This window comes from Trichlorobacter sp., from assembly GCF_034008105.1.
In the GTDB taxonomy this organism is placed as follows: Bacteria; Desulfobacterota; Desulfuromonadia; order Geobacterales; family Pseudopelobacteraceae; genus Trichlorobacter.
Genome location: NZ_JAVEPN010000003.1, coordinates 50,495 through 68,087, shown reverse-complemented (window position 1 = coordinate 68,087; position 17,593 = coordinate 50,495). Strand labels below are relative to the sequence as shown.

The window sequence follows — 17,593 nt, the reverse complement described above, 5'->3', positions numbered from 1 at the left end:
TCAGATGAAACAGCTTGATCGCATGTTTGACCGGATACGGGAACGACTCAACGCCGAGCAGCGCACAGCCGTTGAGACCATTGAGGGGCCGGTGCTGGTGATTGCCGGTCCCGGCACCGGCAAGACCGAAATCCTTGCGGCGCGGATCGCCACCATTCTGCGGGTCAGTGATGCCCTGCCGGAAAACATCCTCTGTCTGACCTATACAGACGCCGGTACGGTGGCCATGCGCTCACGTCTACTGGAGTTCATCGGCCCTGATGCCTATCGGGTCGATATCTTTACCTTCCATGCCTTCTGCAACCTGGTGATCCAGGAAAACGCCGATCAGTTTGGTATCCGTTCCCTGGCTCCGGTCTCCGAGCTGGAGCAGTTCCAGCTGGTGCGTGAGATCATCGATGCCTTTCCCCAGGATCATCCGTTGACCCGTTCCACCGGCGATATTCACTTCGAGTCTGACCGGTTGCTGGCCCTGTACGAGATCATGAAGAAGGAGGATTGGTCGGCTGACTTCCTGGCCCAGCAGGCCGACCGCCATGCGGCCTCGCTGGCCGATGATCCGGAGTATCGCTACAAGCGCGCCACCAAGGATCGCGATGACACGGTGCATCAAAAAGGGGAGCTGAACGAAAAGAAGCTGCGCGATAGCCTGCGTCGACTGGAACAGCTCAAGGCCGCCGCCGCTACCTTCTCAGACTACCAGCGGCTGCTGCTGGAGCGCGGTCGCTACGATTTTAGCGACATGATCCTGTGGTGCATCAGGGCCTTTCAACAGTCGCCGGACCTGTTGTCCCGTTATCAGGAACGCTACCTGTACCTGCTGGTGGATGAATTTCAGGATACCAGCGGCTCCCAGTACGAGCTGTTGCTGCAGCTGGCCGACTACTGGGAGAGCCCCAACCTGTTTGCAGTGGGGGATGACGACCAGTCGATCTATCGCTTCCAGGGGGCCAGCATTGAGAATATCCGTCGTTTTGAGCAACGCTATGCCAACCATCTGACGGTGGTCACCCTCACCGAGAACCATCGTTCATCTCAGCAGATACTGGATGCCGCCGCCAGTCTGATCGCTAACAACAACGAGCGGCTGACCGCCGACAAAAGACTTAAGGCCATGAACCCCGAGGTGGCTACCCTGCCGCAGCCGCCGCAATTGCGCTGTTACATCACCCAGGCCCATGAAACGGTCGGCATCAGCCAGTCGATCGAGGCCTTGCGCGATCAGGGAGTGCCGTTGGACCGGATCGCGGTGATCTACCGCAATCATGCGCAATCGGACGATATCATCCGCTATCTCACCAATCGCGGCGTAGCGGTGGCCACCCGGCGACGGGCCGACCTGCTGCGGGAGCCGCTGATTGAAAAGCTGCTGACCGTGTTGCGCTACCTGGCGGCTGAACTGCACCGGCCCCATTCAGGTGAGCGGCTGCTGTTTGAACTGTTGCATGAAGCGTGGTTCGGCATTCCGCCCTTGGCCCTGGCCCGCCTGTCGCTGGAGATCGGCCGCCGCAACGCAGGGCAGCGGGTCACCTCCTGGCGGGATGAATTGGCGCGCTGTGGCCGGCAGCCGGGCCAGGGCGAGTTGTTTCCAGATCCGACCGAGCAGGCCCTGCAACAGGCCGGTCTGATGATCGAAGAGCTGGTGCGGGATGCTGCCACCATGACCCTGCAGGAGCTGCTGCATCAGGTCATCACCAGGCTGGGCATTCTGGCCACGGCTCTTTCCTCAACCGAGCGGGTCTGGCATCTGCAGCTGCTGAACACCTTGTTTGACTTTGTGCGCGAGGAGAGCGCCAAGGCCAGCCTGAGTCTGGCTGGTCTGCTGGAGCTGCTGCGCGATATGCAGCAGCAGGGGATCAGCCTGCCGGTGGAGAAGCTGAGCTATGCCGGCGAAGGGATCAATTTCCTGACCGCCCATGGCGCCAAGGGATTGCAGTTCGACCATGTCTTCATGCTGGGCTGTACCAGCGGGGCCTGGGACAGTGCCGGTCGCAGCCGTACCTACACGCTGCCGCCCACGGTCTTGACTCGCTGCAGCGGCAGCGAGGAAGAGGAATCGCGGCGTCTGTTCTATGTGGCCATGACCCGGGCCCGCCGACAGCTGGTGATCTCCTGGCCTCAGCGGGACAACAACGACAAGGAGCTGGAACAGAGTCGTTTTGTTGCCGAGTTGATCCAGGGGGGCAACCTGCAGCCGGAGAGCATCGTGTTGCCGGACGAGGCGTTGCTGTCCTTTGGCGCGGTGGTGCTGCCGGCGCTGTGCTGTGAGCTGCCGCAGGAGCTGATCGACACCGCCTTTGTGGATACGTTGCTGCAGAAGTATTCGCTGAGTGTAACTCACCTGAATACCTATCTGCGCTGCCCGCTGTCGTTCTATTTCAACACCCTGCTGCGGGTACCGGCACCGATGAATGCCGCCATGACCTTCGGTTCGGCGGTGCACTACGCCCTGGAGCAGTTGTTTCGTACGATGCTGGACGATCCCCGTCGGCAGTTTCCGACGGACGAGGCCTTTGTCGCTGATTTTCGTTGGTTCATGAAACGTCATGAGGATGGTTTCACGCCATCGGAATTCAGGCGTCGCCTCTCCTATGGCGAAGCGATCCTGCCGGCCTTTCATCGCCGGTATGCCGGCAGCTGGAACAAAAACGTGCTGGTGGAACACGCCTACCGCTCGATTGTGGTGGCCGGGGTGCCGTTAAACGGCAAGCTGGATAAGCTGGAACTGGACGGTAGCCGGGCGCGGGTGGTGGACTATAAGACCGGTAATCACAAAAATGCCCTCAAGAAGCTGCGACCGCCCGATCCCGATAAGGTGGCCAAGGCCCAGGCAGCGGGGAAAAAGCCAGCCCCTGAAGACCTGTTGGGGGGTGATTACTGGCGGCAGGCGGTCTTTTACCGCATCCTGCTGGAGCACGACCCCCGCCGCAGACTGACCATGACCGCCGCCGAGTTTGATTTTGTGGAGCCGGACAAGGAAACCGGTGCGTTCCACACGGCCCAGGTGGAGGTGAACGACGAGGACGTGGCCATCGTCATTGATCAGATTACAGAGGTCTACGCCGGGATACAGGCCAAGGAGTTCAGCAGGGGCTGCGGCGAGGCTGATTGCGAGTGGTGTGACTTTGTGCGGCGCTTTGAACGACGCTGACGCAAAACGGCCGGAAGTCCAAAGCTTCCGGCCGTGGGGTGTGTCCGTAATCAGGCTGGCTACTTGATGTTGGGGTACTGGTAGCGCTGTTTGGCCTGTGCTGTCAGGGAATCAGGATTTTTGTTGGTCTGCTCCTGACCGTTCTGGTCTTGATTGGCTTTTTGCAGGGCCTGCTGCGAAATGGTTACCGTGTCAGTCTTGGCAGCCTGCGGTGATTTCATCGCATCCTGATTCACCTGCGGCACCGCTGTCTGCTGCTCGGTCCTGGCGTACGGGTTAGTGTAGGCCGGATTTGTGGCCACGCTGTTCATCGAGATCTGACTGATTGCCATCTGAGCCACCTCCTATCAGTATGGGCTGCTGTGTGCAAGCTCGCGTTTCGTGTCGCTACATACGTGCATCGATGGTCGGTCGTTGTAACAGTTGCGCATCGGTATATGAGATATTAGCCGGCGGCGGTACGATCATCCGCAGCAGCTGCCGGTACAACGCCGGGGCCTGCGACCTGAGAAGTTTCAGCTCCTCGCTGTTGCCCATGAAGGGCGGGTAATGCTTGGTCAGCGAGAGGTCCGGCTTGTCGGTCGGCTTCTGCATGACCGGTTCAGCCAGTTTCCGTTGCACCTGTTTGTTGTCAAGGGCCGGCTGCTGGTCCTCTTTCTGCTGCTCCTCCCCCGGTTTCCGGTTGATCAGTGCCTTACTCAGATCAAGCGCCGTGGGTGAAAGCTCAACCGTGTCCTTGGTCGGCTGCTGCGGCGCAGCCGCTGTGGCTGTGGCGGCTGGCGTTGTCGGTGCGGTTGGTTGCGTCGGGCCGTTCATCACCATCTCTGCCCCCGGCGTGGTTACCGAGGCAGGCGGGCCAATCGTGGCGGCACCCAGAGTTGTGATGGGAGAGGCCATGACGCACTCCACTGGTGGTCTGTTTATCTGGTTAATATAGTAGGCCTTTGCACCTTAGAATGCAAACGGGAAATCTGCCGCTTGCATATCATCGGAAATACCCCATACTTTAGAACCTAGCTTGCTGTTCGACGGTGACTGAGGAGGCTACCATGAAATCTGTACTACCGATTACCGCCACACTGTTGCTCCTGCTGCTGTCCCCCTGTCAGGCCGGTTTTTTTGACGATCTTTCCCGCACCTTGCTTCCGCCAACACAACAAAGCGGCAGCAGCCTGGACAACACTACCATGGTAAAAGGGCTGAAAGAGGCGTTGGCCACCGGCACCGAACGGGCCGTGACCACGGTATCCAGGCCCGATGGCTACCTTGGCAACCAACTGATCAAGATCCTGCTGCCGGAGCGGCTGCAACAGGCCGCCAATCTGCTTGGCAAGCTCGGTTATCAGCAGCAGGTGGACGAGTTGGTGCTGAGCATGAACCGGGCGGCAGAGAAGGCGGCGCCTCAGGCGGCTGGTTTTTTCGGCGATGCCATCCGGCAGATGACTCTGGAAGACGCCAAGGGGCTGCTACAGGGGGGCGATACGGCAGCCACCAGATATTTCGAGGAAAAGACCCGCAGCCGTCTGTTTGAGGCCTTCAAGCCGTCGGTGTCGGCAAGTATGGATAAGGTCGGCACTGCCCGGGCCTACAAGGAGATGATCGGTAAGTACGAGGCATTACCGTTGGCGTCTCTGGCCGGCAAGCCAAGCCTCGATCTGGACAGCTACGTGACCGATCAGGCTCTGGATGGCCTGTTCAAGATGGTGGCCGAGGAGGAGAAGAAGATCAGGACCAATCCGGCAGCCCGCACCACCGATCTGTTGCGTACCGTATTCGGCAGCAAATAAGACCTGCCGGGCAGGAAGGGGATAGCAGTCGTGCTTAAAGCTGGGCAGGCGACAGGGCGTCAGATGCACTGGCAGCGGTCTTGATGACCCTGGCTGGCAGAAACCCCTGCTGCTCGGCCCGCTGCAGTATCTGGTTGTAGAGCTGGTCCGGCATCTGCGGCGATCGGCTGAGAATCCAGAAGTAGTTGCGGTCCGGCGTGCCCACCACTGCGTACTCGTAGTCACTGCCCAGTTCGATAATCCAGTAGTCGCCGCGGAACGGCCAGAAGAAGGATACCTTGAGTTTGGCGTTGCTGGCGTTATCGACCACCCAGGCCCGTCCCTTAGCCTGGCGGACGGCGCCGCTCTCCGTATCGCGACAGCTGTTCAGCACCTCTATCTCGCCATTCTCGCGTTGGCTGTAATCGGCGCGGCTGTCCTGGCAGCCTTGCTGGAAGCGGTTGGGGTAGCGGGCGATCTCGTACCATCGGCCGAGGTAGCGTTGCAGATCGACCCGGGCAACGGTCTCCAGAGGGGGCGGCGTGGGAGCCATGGCCGCAGCGCTGCCGTTGCATAGCAGGGCCAGCAGTGCCGTTAGCAGGCTGTTATTGAGACGTTTCATGGATGCCTTTCGTTTGGGGCTGCCGGCTGAACAAATCTTTAATGGCAATGCGCAGGCGCCGCCTCGGGATGTCATCTGAGGCGGCGCTGGTCGTATGAAAACAAGTTATTTGCGTTGACCGGTCCAGCTTTGAGTGGGCGGATCGTTGCAGTAGCCCCAGCGTCCGCCAAAACGGTCACCGTCAAAGATGAGTTCGATCCTGCCCCAGTAATAACGGCCGTTCTTGGAGGTGCTGCAACGATGGTTTGAATTGTCTTCAATCCAGTAGCCTTGCAGGGTGGTGTTATTCAAGCTGCCGACGATCTCACCGTTGTCGCTGCCGTAACGGCCACTGATCCGGTTGCCCTGCTGGCGGAAGCGAATATCACCTTCGGTGGAACTCCAGGTCCCTTCGATAGTTGCCTCCTCGCGGATGACAAACGGGTCATCTTCGTAGGATTTTGGTGGTGGCGCTGCCGTGCGCGGTGGTGACGAGGTGCGGGTGCCATTCCAGGCGCTGGTCAGGGCGTCGTTGCAGTAGCCCCACTGGCCGGAAAAACCGCTGTCGGTGAACTCGATTGAGATTCTGCCCCAGTAGTAGCGGCCATTCTTGGCAGTGCTGCAGCGCCGGGCTGAACTGTCCTCAATCCAGAAACCGTCCATGGTGCGGTCATATAACACCCCGGTCAGTTCGCCGTTGTCATTGCCGTAGCTGCCGGTTATCCGGTCGCCCTGCTGCCGCAGCGTCATTGCCCCCTCGGTGCTGTTGTAGGTCCCGGTCACCGTAACGGCTTGTGCCAGCGTGGGTAGTGCGACGAGCAGTGAAAAAACAAGTGCCAGCATGATGTTACGCATGATGCTACCTCCTTGTCGATTGAGTACGATGTTTAAGTATAGCTCACTACCGCTGTGCCGCAAGTGGTGCCTGCGGGTTCATGTTTAACCGCTATCACTGCTGCAGAAATGTTGTGGCCAGACTATAAAAAACCGGGGACTGCGGTACACTTGTCATGTAGTCAAAAGGGAGGATGTTGTGGTGTCGCTTGTTACGCTGCATACCCTGTTTGTCCTGCTGGCAGGCAGCGGCATGGTGTTGGTGGGTGTTAGCTATATCACCCTTACAGCTTGGAGCACCATCATGGTTGGCGCTGTGCTGTTGCTGGTTGTCGCCATACTGCTGTGGTTGTATGCCTTGCGGCAGGTCTGTGGCGTCGCAACGCAGATGCAGGGCCGGCCGCTGTCTGGGGCTTTGCTGGTGCGACTGTACTTTGTGCTGCCCGAACTCTTGAACCAGGCCTTGGCTGGCCGCAGCGTCAAGCGGGTCGACCGGGCGCTGCCGTTCAGTCTGATCGTCTTTTTCGTCATGCTGCTGGCTGCCATCGTTATTGCGCCTTATCTTGTGCCGCTCGTGCTGTTGTCCATACTGTTGGTAATGTTGCGGCAGCTGCATCAGTGGCGTCGGGCCGTATCGCACCTGAATCAGGAACCTTGCGCGGCACTGGCATCTGGGGTTGAGCGCAAGCCGCTGCCGGTCAGTCTTGAACTGCTTGGCGGTGTCCTGCTCAACCTGCTGCTGGCGGGGATCGTGGTGGTGCTGTTCAACGCCATTTTTGTAGTGCCGTTTGAGGGGCGTATCTCCCGGGCCCAGCAGAAGCTGGTGGAGATCGAATTGAAGCAGGCCATGGAACTGGGCAGCGCCTATCTGGCCGACCATGCCGACCAGAGGATCACCACACCGCAGCAGCTGGCAGCGCTCGGTTGGCAGGAGACCGACCGCATACGTCTGGTGCAGGTCGATCTGACGGCAAAGGGCGGCTCCATCACCATGCAGTATACCCAGCGTACCGGCTCCCGTCGTGAGCCGGTAACGGTCAAAACGGTCTATGATGGGGAAACGGTCAGAATGGAGCGTATGCCGTGACCGTTCCAATCAAAAGGCATATGCAGCACAGGGAAAGGGGGAAGAGATGAACGACAAGCTGAAGGCGAACAAGGCGTTGTATCTGGCACTGCTAGCGCCCCTGGCGCTGGTGGCATCGCTCTGGTTGGTTCCTGCGGCAACTGTCTCGGCCAGTGCAGACAGTCCGGTGTTTGCACAGCCGCCTGAACCGCAATGTGTCTGCGCCTATTGTGGCTGGCCGTGCGGCAGCGGCCATGCCTCGTGGTGCAAGTACAAGTAGCGCTCTGTCTGGTAGTTGGAAGCGGTTTCGAAAAAGCGGGCCCGGATGGTAGCTGCGGGCCCAGAATAAATAAAGGGATTAGCTTTTTGCGCTAATCCCTTGTTTATTGGCGTCCCCTGGTCGAGGCACTTCGAACATTATCGGGCGATGAGATAGGTTTGATAATGCCTGGCTAGATAAAATAGCCTCGTGTGTCAGGTGAACCTATCTCCATGCACTATATTCCCACTTCAAGCTTGAAGTGAGTTGCCTTGACTCGGGGCATTAACTCCCGGGCACGTTCACGGACCAGATCCACAATGCCATATCCTGCCAAGGTATGCAGCGTTCGGGAAAGGTTGCTTTTGTTGCGTCCGGTCAATACCCCCAGTTCGCTGATGGATTTGGGTTTTTGTTCTTCTATGACGTGCAACAGCAAGCGATTATCATCACTCAGCACTTGAGCAAAGGACTGTAATGATTCAAACCAGATTTTCGGTTCATCCTTGCGGGGCTTGTATTCTCCCTTTGCAATGGCAATAGTCCGTTTTTTAAACTCTTCCCGCGACATAATCCCAACATGCATGCTTTTATTCATTTGGCACCCCCGTCAATAAACAGCTCAATCTCTTTCCAAAAATCTGTTAGCAATTGTGAGGCCGACTCATACTCATATGGCATAACCTTTTCCTGATGGTGCTGGTGATCCCAGGCCAGACGGCGACCGCCAAACTTTTTTCGTTTTGGAGGTGGGCAGCCGTGGGCGTTGTCAAAGCCAACCACCCGAGTATTGTTTCGGTCATGCAGCGTCAAGGAATATGAAATCCCGTGAGGTATTTGCTCGCTGGCTGTCACCGTATAGGCTTCGAACTTGACCCAGTAGCCTTTTTCAAGGCGATAGGTGATCCCATGCAGATCCAGCAGGGTGTCGAGCCCTGTTTCCCGTGCTTGCTTCATGCGCCTGCCTTCAAAGTGAAAAAGGTTGTTAGCTGATGACAACTATACGTGACCACCGTTGGTAAATCAAGCAGGATATTGGACCATTAGCTACACCATCAAAACAAGAGGGCCTACAGTCAAAGCTGTAGGCCCTCTTGTATGCTGGCGTCCCCGAGACGATTTGAACGTCCGACCCCTTCCTTAGGAGTAAAAAAAATACCCATTTTCGCGGTGTTTCATGGTCTTTCATTGCATTAATATTAAATAAATAATTCCATTGACTTAAGTTGTTTTTACCCCCCATAATACCTTCACTGTATTTCATCATTTTTATCCGCTAGCCAGTCTCAAAAGTACAACTAAAGTACAACTCGTTTAGGGGGGGTAGTGTCATGAAAAAGGTATTCGACGACCCTACGATTAGAAATATGGAGATCAAGGCCAAGCCCTACGACTGCATGGCGGACAAGGAGCCTGGCTTTGGTATCAGGGTTCATCCCACAGGTACCCTGACCTTTTTCTATCAATACAAGATTGACGGCCAACGCCGGTTCATGACTTTGGGCAACTATCCCAAGATGAAACTCAAGGAGGCTCGCGAGCTTTATCATGCGGAACAGTCCAAGGTTAAGGCTTTGCGCCGTGGCAGTGCAGATGGTGTCGATCCGGTCCTTGACAAGAAGCGTAAGCAGGAGCAGCGCATTGCCGAAGAAGCTGCCAGGTCTCAGCTGCTGAGTGTTTCTGAGCTAGTTAGTGAATACGTTGATCGCCATGCAAAGAAGTTCAAGCGGTCGTGGCGGGAGGATGAGCGGTTGCTCAATAAGGAGGTTGTCGCTAAGTGGGGTAAACGCAAGGCGGCGGACGTTACAAAGCGAGATGTGACGCTGTTGCTTGAAGGCATCGTTGACCGTGGTGCACCGGCCATGAGTAACCAGGTCCTGAAGATCGTTCGCAAGATGTTCAACTTTGCAGTTGAGCGTGACATCTTGAAGCACACACCTTGTACCGGCGTTAAAGCCCTTGCCCCAAATACGCGCCGGGAGCGGACCTTATCCGAAGGCGAGATCAGAACCCTCTGGGGCAGCATGCAAAGCGCCGGTATCTCGGATGGCATCGAGCGCGCATTGAAGTTGGTACTTGTGACAGCGCAGAGGCCGGGAGAGGTTGCGGGGATGCACACCAGCGAGATAGACGGCCATTGGTGGACTATTCCGGCAGAGAGGGCAAAGAACGGCAAAGAGCAGCGAGTTTATTTGACCGGTACAGCACTTGAGCTTATCGAAGCGCAGATTGAGAGTATCAAGCTGAGCCGTGAATTACCGCCAGAAGAGAAGTACACGGGGTACATTTTTCCCTGCCCCCACAAGAAAAAGAAGCAGGCCATGGATTCACACGCATTGCCTGTTGCCGTCCGGCGGAATATTGCCTGGCCGTTGACGGACGCAGACGGGAACCCGCTCTATAAAAAAGACGGTAAGCCTGCCACGGAAAATAAGCTGAAGGTCGAGAAGTTCACTCCCCACGATCTGAGGAGGACAGCCGCTACCTTTATGGGTGGCATGGGGTTCATGGATGAAATCATTGATGCAGTGTTAAACCACGTCAAGCAGGGCATAATCCGCACCTACAACCGCCACGGATACGATAAAGAAAAGCAGCAGGCCCTTGAAGCCTGGGAACGCAAACTCTTGAGCATCATTACCGGAGCAGAAGGCAAGGTCATTCCTATTCAACGGAAGTCGGCAGCATAAAAAGTAGATCTAAGGACCGCTACGACATTTTCTGTCATGGTGCTGTGTTAGGTTGAACTACCAGCAGATAACTCCTTACCAGCAGGAGGTCCACCATGTACGCACACGAACTGCTTCAAGTAGACCTTGATGAATTAAACAAGCTTGATCAACCAGTCCGGGCCATCGGCATCGATCTCGGTACCACCAACTCAACAGTGGCTGAGATTACCTTTGATCCAAACGTCCCAGTACTACCGGAAGTCCGTTGTCTCCCAATTGAACAACAGACCGATGGCCGTAGCTGGTGGAGCCCTCTTGTCCCTTCCGTGGTGACCTTGCATGATGGACGTAAAATGGTGGGCGAAGGTGCCCGGCGTCTTCGTCCGCTCTTCAGAAAAGGTGAGTTGGTTGACAAGGGTAATTACTTTTCTGCCTGCAAAGATGACATGGGCCTCAAACTCACCTACCACATGGCTCCGGAAGGCTACCGTTCGGCAGCCGAGATAAGCGGGCATATCCTCGACTATCTGTACGAAGCTGCCATGTTCGATAAGCCGCTTGATGAGCCGGACACAGTAAACGTCACCGTGCCGGCTTCATTCCAGACCGCCCAGCGTGATGATACACTCAAGGCTGCCCGCTTGGCCGGAATACAACTCCGTGGCGGCGACTTGCTGGATGAGCCGACTGCTGCCTTTATCAACTATCTCTACGAGAAGGTTGACGGTCGTCTGCTTGAACCGGGCGAGACCAAGCATCTTCTGGTATTCGACTTTGGTGGCGGCACCTGTGATGTGGCGATTTTAGAGCTGTACTGTGACCATGAAACCGAAAAGCTCTCAGCATCATCGTTGTCCGTCTCGCGGTATCATCGGCTGGGTGGCGGCGACCTTGACAAGGCGATCCTGTACGAGGTGCTGCTGCCCCAGCTGATCGAACAAAATGGCCTCTCTCGCCACAGCCTTGATTACGAGACCAAGAAGCAGATCATCGAACCGGCCTTCCTAGGGATCGCCGAACAACTCAAGATTGTCGTATCGGAACGCTATGAAAAGGCAATGGAAGGCGAGCTGGACGATTTTGAGGAACGTGATGATGATTGGATCTATGTAATCCATGGCAAAAGCGTCTGTAAGCTACCTGATGGACGTAATCTGGTTCTGACCAATCCATCCCTCGGGGTCAACCAGTTTGACGATCTGCTGGAGCCGTTCCTTGATGAGGGCCTGCTGTTCGTCAAGGAGACCGAGTACCGCCAGACCCTCTCCATCTTTGCCCCGATACGGGACGCCCTAGACAAAAGCGGCCTGGAAGACATCAACATCGACTACTGCCTGTTGGTCGGGGGTAGCTCTCTGATCCCCCACATCCCAGCCAAGCTAGATGCCTACTTTCCGGTAGCCGAGATACTCTCCTTTGACACTTCTGATGCCATGCAGACAGCCGTGGCCCGTGGTGCCGCCCTGAATGCCCTGTCCCTGGCTGTCTGTCAGCGGCCGATCATCCAGCCGATCTGCCAGGAGACGATTGCCCTGGTGACCGCCACCGGCCCCTTTGAGTTGATCCAGCGCGGCACCCCACTCCCATGGCCGCCCCATGGCGATTTTGAAGAAGTGACCACACTGGCCGTACCTGAAGACTCACTGCTTGATCCGGTCTCCATGCGGGTGGAAGTCGTGGCCTGTGAAGAGCTGGGACACCGCCCTCTCATGTCCAACATCTGGGAAATCCCGGCACCGGTGGCGGCTGGCGAGCGGATCAGGCTGGAGTACCGCTATGATGAAAATCAGGTATTGGAAGTACGCATCAGCCATGCCGAGCGGGAAGATGTGGACGAGTTGCATGCCGTGCGTGAACACCCCCTGACCCACATCGTCAACCCTCAGGCAGTCAAGCTGCGGATTGCCGAGACCGAGGAGAAGCTGCGGAGCGGTGAGGTCCATCCCGCACATCGGGAACAGGCCATCAAGTCCATTGCTTACGACTGTGCCGAGCTTCGTCAGTACGAAAAGGCCATCGCTACCCTGCAGACGCTGCTACGGGTCAAGAACGAACCGGATGCTTCAATCATCAACCTGATCGGCCTCTATAGCGGCTATATGGGCAACCGAGAGCGTGAGGAGAAGCTCTATGCCGAGGCAATCAAGGCTGATCCCTCCTGGGGCACCCCGTGGTTTAACCTCGCCTTGCTGCTCCAGAAAGAGGGACGGCTAGAGGAGGCCAAGGAAGCCGTTGAAAAGGCTATCCGGCTGATGCCCAAGAACGCCCCCTATTACGTGTTGCAGGCCGAGATTGTCGAAAAGACCGGCAAGGCATTCGCAGTAAAAGAGTTCCTTGATATGGCCGTCAAGCTGTTCAAGCCGCTGGATGAACTGTCCGACTGGGAGCTGCATTGGTACCGTAGATGTGCCGACATGCAGGGCGAAAAGGAGGCTTTGTCAGCGGCGGTTGAAGAAAGGAAACGCCGTGACACGCTTGGCGACGGCGAGTATGTGCTTGAACAGTATGGCACACTGCCGGTGCTGGCAGCATAGGAGCGACTGGGGGCCAGGGCAAGCGATAAGGGAAAATGTAATGAGACGTTTTGCCATAGGAGACATACACGGCGGCCTGCAGACCTTCCTGGCGCTGATCCGCCGTATCAATCCAAGAGACAATGACCGCATCTATCTGCTGGGCGATTACATCGACCGTGGCCCGGATAGCAAAGGGGTGCTGGAGACGATCATCAGCATGCAGGAGGCCGGCTGCGACATCCGGCCAATCCGGGGCAACCATGAGGATATGCTGATCAGGAACCTGTCTGGTGACCATGATTTGTACTCATGGGCCTGGGTAGAGAATTGGGGCCAGAAGACCCTTTTCAGCTTTGGGGTCAAGCGCCCTGAAGACTTGCCGGTACGCTACCGAAAATTTCTGGCCGGGCTTCCTTATTATCTTGAAGAAGAGGATTTTATCTTTGTCCATGCCGGGCTTAATCTGGGGCTTGATGATCCTGTCCGCGATACACCCGCAGAGCAGATGGTTTGGGAGCGATCCTATATCCCTGAATCTCGACCAGCTTTCATGCAGAGGGTGGTATGCGGCCACCGGGTTTGTACTCTTGATGCTGCCCGCCAATCTCTTCATGAGCAGGTACTACAGATCGATAACGGTGCTTTTACCAACCAGCAGCCTGAGCACGGTAACCTGCTGGCATTAAACCTGGATACCATGCAACTTTTCGTTCAACCATGGATCGACCGCAAGGCGGTCTGGTAAAAAAGGAGATAGCCACCATGTCAACTGACTCAATTCGCTATCATTGCACCGGCTGTGAGTATGAGTATCTGGAACATTTTCAGCCGATAAGGCTCAAGTGCAAGATCGGTGATGAGGTGGCCACCTATCGCCGCACAACAGCGTGGTGCAATCAGTGTGATACGATTCGTTACGTTGAGCACATACCCACACTTGATGAACTGCAGGAAGATTACGATGAGTTTGAAGCACCGTTCATAGAGCCGCCTGCGACCGGCATAAGCAAATTCATCTCGTTGATCTTTAGGGGAGGGCGACCTTCAGCGAGCGACATCAGACGCAGTGAAAGCATCAAGAAGCTGAATACTCAGATTGCCTGGCGGCAGGCGCGCATAGCCCCGCCCCATTGCCTTACCTGCGGGTCAACGGATTTAACCCCGATAGATTTTGAACAGGTTGATGAACATACGACGGCAGCCAAGAATTTTCGCCATTCATGCGGCGGGCAGCTGGTGCGAGATCATAATGACGACCCTGGCATCCGCTTTCATTTCCGGGATAGGACAATCTGGATGGATATTGAGGGGAACAAGGTTGATGCCAGTTGAGTCTGTACGCCCTTGAAGGGAGCAGCGATGAATTTTGTATGTGTGTCGCTGCCCCCGGTGCTGGCCAAAATGCTAGAAATTGTAGTTACACCATCCTCTCAAACATCTTCTCCAGGTAGGCCGCCTGCTTTTCCGGTCCCATGAACAGCAGGTGGCGGTCTTCCAACTCCTGCTCCGTGCAGGTTACATTGATAAGATCGGTGATCGGTGTTGCCGAAAGCACAAAGGCATTCAGCACCAGGTCAGGATCAGCAAGTTTTTCCTGCAACACCTTCACTTCCTTATACAGGCCAAACTTGGGATCATTCAGGCCCATCTGGCGGATGCCCTTGGGATCGACAAGACTCAGCCACTGCTTACCGCTGGCGTCATCCACCAGCCAGAGAAGAAAATCGGGATAGAAGTTGCCTGCCAGGGCAAAGCCCAGCCCCTTGGCCTTGGTGTCGGCATTACGCAGCAGGTAGAGGCTGCGTCCGGCAACGGCAGCCTGGCCTTTGGGTGATGTATAAAATGCCTCCAGGTCCTGCACAAAACGGATCTCGCTCGGTGCATCAAAGGCCAGTGGACGCATCTTCAGCGGCACGTCTCCCTGTATCGACATCAGCGGATAATACAGATGCCGGTCAAAGCAGATGGCAACCATCTGGCTGCCGCCGTTCCAGGAGCTGACTTCACCCAGCGTTCCGGAGGCTACCAGCTTCTTTAGCTCTTCCAGCCGCTCCAGATAGATCTTGCCGTCTTCTGTATCCTGAATATCGAAGTGGTAGACCTTCAGCATGGTGTCGTCATCATGCCGCACCGTTACCACTTCATAATACTGGCCTTCATAGGCATTTTTCAGGGCCTTGTAGAAACGCTCGGTGTAATCCTGCAGCAGTCGGATCAGGATATCTTCCAGCTTGCGTATATCCGCGACTCTGTTGATGGCAAGCTCGGCCTCGGGGATGTAGAGGGTGTACCAGCCGTTGCCCGTTTTGCAGAATCCTTCCAGGCCGGTACGATCCAGCCGCAGGTTGGTCATGCTGCGCTGCAGTTTGAAATCCTGCACCGCCAAGTAGACACGGTCAAAATCAAACAGCGCCATTGCTGCTATCGGCAGTTTGCCTTTATGGCGTACATTCGCGGTGGTGGCCTCGCTACCCTTATTCTGGCTGCTCAGCGCCTCCAGTCGCGGATAGAGATCAAGCTCAACATGCGGCGCCTTGACCTTTCCGGCAAATTCAGAGGGTATTTCGTACAACCACGGGTAACAGCTCCGCTTGAAGCCGTTTTTCTGGTTATCCTTGTAGCCGTCCTTCAGCGACAGCGTTTTCAGCTTGTCCTTGGGCAGATTGGGCCGGGTCTCGAAATCCAGCTCAATGATCTCATCGCTGGGGGTAATGCCTTCTTCCTGCAGATACTCCTTGAACTTGGCCATGTACCCGGCCCGAACACCGAAGATGTTGAGGGTCTCCAGCCTTTCCAGGTGTAGTCCCTTGGGCCGTTGCCCCGGTGTGCTTCGCTTCAATGAGTAATTTTGCCCTTTCAGCCGCACCCCCCGGCCAAAGAGCTGGATGATCTGGGAGCCTTCACCCTGTCCCATGTTAAGCAGCCCCATGGTGGAAACCCGCCAACTGCTCCAGCCCTCGGTGAATTTGCGGGAGCCGATCAGGATATGCAGGCGGCTGTCCTTGCGGTTGATGCTGCTGAACAGTGATGCTGCAAACTCATCTGCCTCGGTATCGAAATCGGTCTGTTCCTCACCCTCGCAGAGTTTGTAGAAGGCCGCGTCATCGCCGATGTTGATCAGGCCGAACGGTTCGTCGCCCACCCGCAGGGCCAGCTCACCGCTGCAGCCCTTCATGTTGACCAGCTTCAACCGCTGACGTGAATCACTGTTGAACAGCTTTTTAAGGATGTCGGCATAGACTGCATCGGGGCTTTGCCCCAGCAGTGGCAGAAAGCGATCTTTGAAGATGTCACGCTGCTTGGTATCCAGCAGCCGTGCCCGGTTGTCGATCAGATCCTTGATCCACCCCTTTGCCCGGCTGTCGTTGTTCAGGAAGCCAGCCAGAAAGCGGACCACATCCAACACATCGGAATCCTCATCATTCACCTTGTTGCCCACAAACACCCAGAGCGGCTTTTCAAGATTGTAGTCGGCCAGCTTCTCAGCGTTGCGCTCCCACAGGTACTGCTGCTGGTAAAAGGAGAGCAGGCAGGCGGTGAAGTACAGATCGCGCCTTTCAGTGTCGTCATCATTGGCCAGATTGAGGATCAATGACTCCTTGCCGTAGCCGTCGTCATAGAAAAACTTGTAGGAGTAGTCGAACAGGATGCACTTGGCATACAGTTCCCGCGTTGCCAGAGTGCGCGCCTTGCGGATCTCATCACTGGTCAGCGCCAACTGCTGGAGTTGATCAGCATCCAACCTGCGTAGGGCCGTGGTGCCGAACAGCAGCTTGGCTTTTTTCTTTTTGGCATCCTCCTCGGCCTTCTCCACGGTAAACCCTTTGGCAACGGCCTGCCCAAAGGTGGCGGAATACTCAAAGGCAAATCCACCCCGGCAAAGCACCTCGCGGCGGCTCATCCAGGCCCCGGCAGCGGTGCCGGTCCCCCGGTGTCCTTCATCCACCAGCACCAGGTTGTTGCCTTCAAACGCCTCCACCGCAACGGTTTTGTCGCCCATCTCGTCGCCCAGCTTGTTGATGTCTATGACCTCGATGGTGCCCTGAAAGGCGTTGCTGTTCTTGTCAAACAGTCGGAAGAAGTCGAAGCCGGACAGATCCAGCTCGCTCAGATGCTGGTCTGACAACCCTTCATTCGGCGTCAGCAAAATAATCTTGTCCGGCTGCTTCCCAGGGTAGCGCTGCTGGAAATAGTGCAGATACTGCAGGATGTTGACATGCAGCAGCAGGGTCTTGCCGGAGCCGGTGGCGTTCCAGAAGGCCAGCTTGTTCAGCTCGTCACCATCAAAGGGGCGAAAGCGATGCTCCTCTGTGTTTTGGGCGTTGTATGCTACCACCTCATCATTCAAACCGGCCAGCAGGTCATCCTGACGGTTGAAATACCAGTCAAGATAGATCTCGGTGAACAGCAGCGACAGATACTGGAAGTACTTCATATTCAGTTCGGTCTCTTCCAGCCGGTTGCGCCTGCGGGTAATCCTCTGCCAATGGGCAACGATATTCAGGTCGTAGCGGCGCAGGTCGTCACTAGCTATGCAATCCACATTGAACAGGTTACGGGTCAACTCATGGAAGAAGAGGGTCTGGCCGTCTTCGTCAATCCCTTCGTGGCGGTCATCCCCCAGTCGCTCCTTGACGGTCTGCAGGCTGCCACCCTTAAAGAAGCGATACATCCAGTGGTTAAGCACCAGCTCCTTATGAAAGCTGCGGCGTTGGGTAGGCGGCATCG

15 protein-coding genes are annotated in these 17,593 nt (G+C 56.2%); 8 read left to right on the top strand and 7 right to left on the bottom strand.

Features of this window, described 5'->3' with window-relative positions; all coding sequences use genetic code 11:
• The first annotated feature begins 4 nt into the window (after positions 1 to 4).
• A complete protein-coding gene (locus RBQ93_RS02815; protein WP_320370494.1) occupies positions 5 to 3,151 on the top strand; it encodes an ATP-dependent DNA helicase in 3,147 nt (1,048 codons plus the stop codon).
• A 59-nt stretch (positions 3,152 to 3,210) separates the two neighbouring features.
• Here the strand turns inward: RBQ93_RS02815 and RBQ93_RS02810 are convergent, their stop codons facing one another.
• Complete coding sequence (locus tag RBQ93_RS02810; RefSeq protein ID WP_320370493.1) at positions 3,211 to 3,483, bottom strand: hypothetical protein; 273 nt, start codon at positions 3,481 to 3,483, stop codon at positions 3,211 to 3,213.
• Between the two features lie 55 nt (positions 3,484 to 3,538).
• Positions 3,539 to 4,048 (bottom strand): hypothetical protein, encoded by a 510-nt coding sequence (locus tag RBQ93_RS02805; protein ID WP_320370492.1) that lies wholly within the window; start codon positions 4,046 to 4,048, stop codon positions 3,539 to 3,541.
• A 152-nt stretch (positions 4,049 to 4,200) separates the two neighbouring features.
• Here RBQ93_RS02805 and RBQ93_RS02800 point away from each other — a divergent pair, with 152 nt between their 5' ends.
• A complete protein-coding gene (locus RBQ93_RS02800; RefSeq protein WP_320370491.1) occupies positions 4,201 to 4,938 on the top strand; it encodes a DUF4197 domain-containing protein in 738 nt (245 codons plus the stop codon).
• 34 nt (positions 4,939 to 4,972) lie between these two features.
• On the opposite strand, the gene RBQ93_RS02795 is transcribed toward RBQ93_RS02800, so the two are convergent.
• Both RBQ93_RS02795 and RBQ93_RS02790 read right to left on the bottom strand, forming a co-directional pair.
• Positions 4,973 to 5,539 (bottom strand): lipocalin family protein, encoded by a 567-nt coding sequence (locus RBQ93_RS02795; RefSeq protein ID WP_320370490.1) that lies wholly within the window; start codon positions 5,537 to 5,539, stop codon positions 4,973 to 4,975.
• A 105-nt stretch (positions 5,540 to 5,644) separates the two neighbouring features.
• Entirely contained in the window at positions 5,645 to 6,373 is a 729-nt protein-coding gene (locus RBQ93_RS02790; RefSeq protein WP_320370489.1) for a hypothetical protein, read from the bottom strand.
• A 181-nt stretch (positions 6,374 to 6,554) separates the two neighbouring features.
• Here RBQ93_RS02790 and RBQ93_RS02785 point away from each other — a divergent pair, with 181 nt between their 5' ends.
• Together RBQ93_RS02785 and RBQ93_RS02780 are read left to right on the top strand one after the other, a co-directional pair.
• Positions 6,555 to 7,439, top strand: a complete 885-nt coding sequence (locus RBQ93_RS02785; RefSeq protein ID WP_320370488.1) for a hypothetical protein — start codon at positions 6,555 to 6,557, stop codon at positions 7,437 to 7,439.
• A gap of 46 nt (positions 7,440 to 7,485) precedes the next feature.
• Positions 7,486 to 7,698, top strand: a complete 213-nt coding sequence (locus RBQ93_RS02780; RefSeq protein WP_320370487.1) for a hypothetical protein — start codon at positions 7,486 to 7,488, stop codon at positions 7,696 to 7,698.
• Positions 7,699 to 7,915: 217 nt separating this feature from the next.
• Here the strand turns inward: RBQ93_RS02780 and RBQ93_RS02775 are convergent, their stop codons facing one another.
• Positions 7,916 to 8,275 carry a winged helix DNA-binding protein gene (locus RBQ93_RS02775; protein WP_320370486.1) on the bottom strand — a complete coding sequence of 120 codons (360 nt, stop codon included), beginning with the start codon at positions 8,273 to 8,275 and terminating at the stop codon, positions 7,916 to 7,918.
• Positions 8,272 to 8,634 carry a DUF6516 family protein gene (locus RBQ93_RS02770; protein ID WP_320370485.1) on the bottom strand — a complete coding sequence of 121 codons (363 nt, stop codon included), beginning with the start codon at positions 8,632 to 8,634 and terminating at the stop codon, positions 8,272 to 8,274. The genes RBQ93_RS02775 and RBQ93_RS02770 overlap by 4 nt, the downstream gene beginning before the upstream one ends.
• Positions 8,635 to 9,008: 374 nt before the next feature.
• On the opposite strand from RBQ93_RS02770, the gene RBQ93_RS02765 reads away from it, so the two are divergent.
• The 4 genes from RBQ93_RS02765 (at position 9,009) to RBQ93_RS02750 (ending at position 14,197) form a co-directional block, all read left to right on the top strand.
• Positions 9,009 to 10,367, top strand: coding sequence for a site-specific integrase (locus tag RBQ93_RS02765; protein WP_320370484.1), 1,359 nt, complete (start codon positions 9,009 to 9,011; stop codon positions 10,365 to 10,367).
• A gap of 95 nt (positions 10,368 to 10,462) precedes the next feature.
• A complete protein-coding gene (locus tag RBQ93_RS02760) occupies positions 10,463 to 12,883 on the top strand; it encodes an Hsp70 family protein (protein WP_320370483.1) in 2,421 nt (806 codons plus the stop codon).
• Positions 12,884 to 12,923: 40 nt separating this feature from the next.
• Positions 12,924 to 13,610, top strand: coding sequence for a metallophosphoesterase family protein (locus RBQ93_RS02755; protein WP_320370482.1), 687 nt, complete (start codon positions 12,924 to 12,926; stop codon positions 13,608 to 13,610).
• A 17-nt stretch (positions 13,611 to 13,627) separates the two neighbouring features.
• Positions 13,628 to 14,197: a hypothetical protein gene (locus RBQ93_RS02750; protein WP_320370481.1), complete on the top strand. Its 570-nt coding sequence runs from the start codon at positions 13,628 to 13,630 to the stop codon at positions 14,195 to 14,197.
• Positions 14,198 to 14,282: 85 nt separating this feature from the next.
• On the opposite strand, the gene RBQ93_RS02745 is transcribed toward RBQ93_RS02750, so the two are convergent.
• Positions 14,283 to 17,591 (bottom strand): DEAD/DEAH box helicase family protein, encoded by a 3,309-nt coding sequence (locus tag RBQ93_RS02745; RefSeq protein WP_320370480.1) that lies wholly within the window; start codon positions 17,589 to 17,591, stop codon positions 14,283 to 14,285.
• Positions 17,592 to 17,593: the final 2 nt, after the last annotated feature.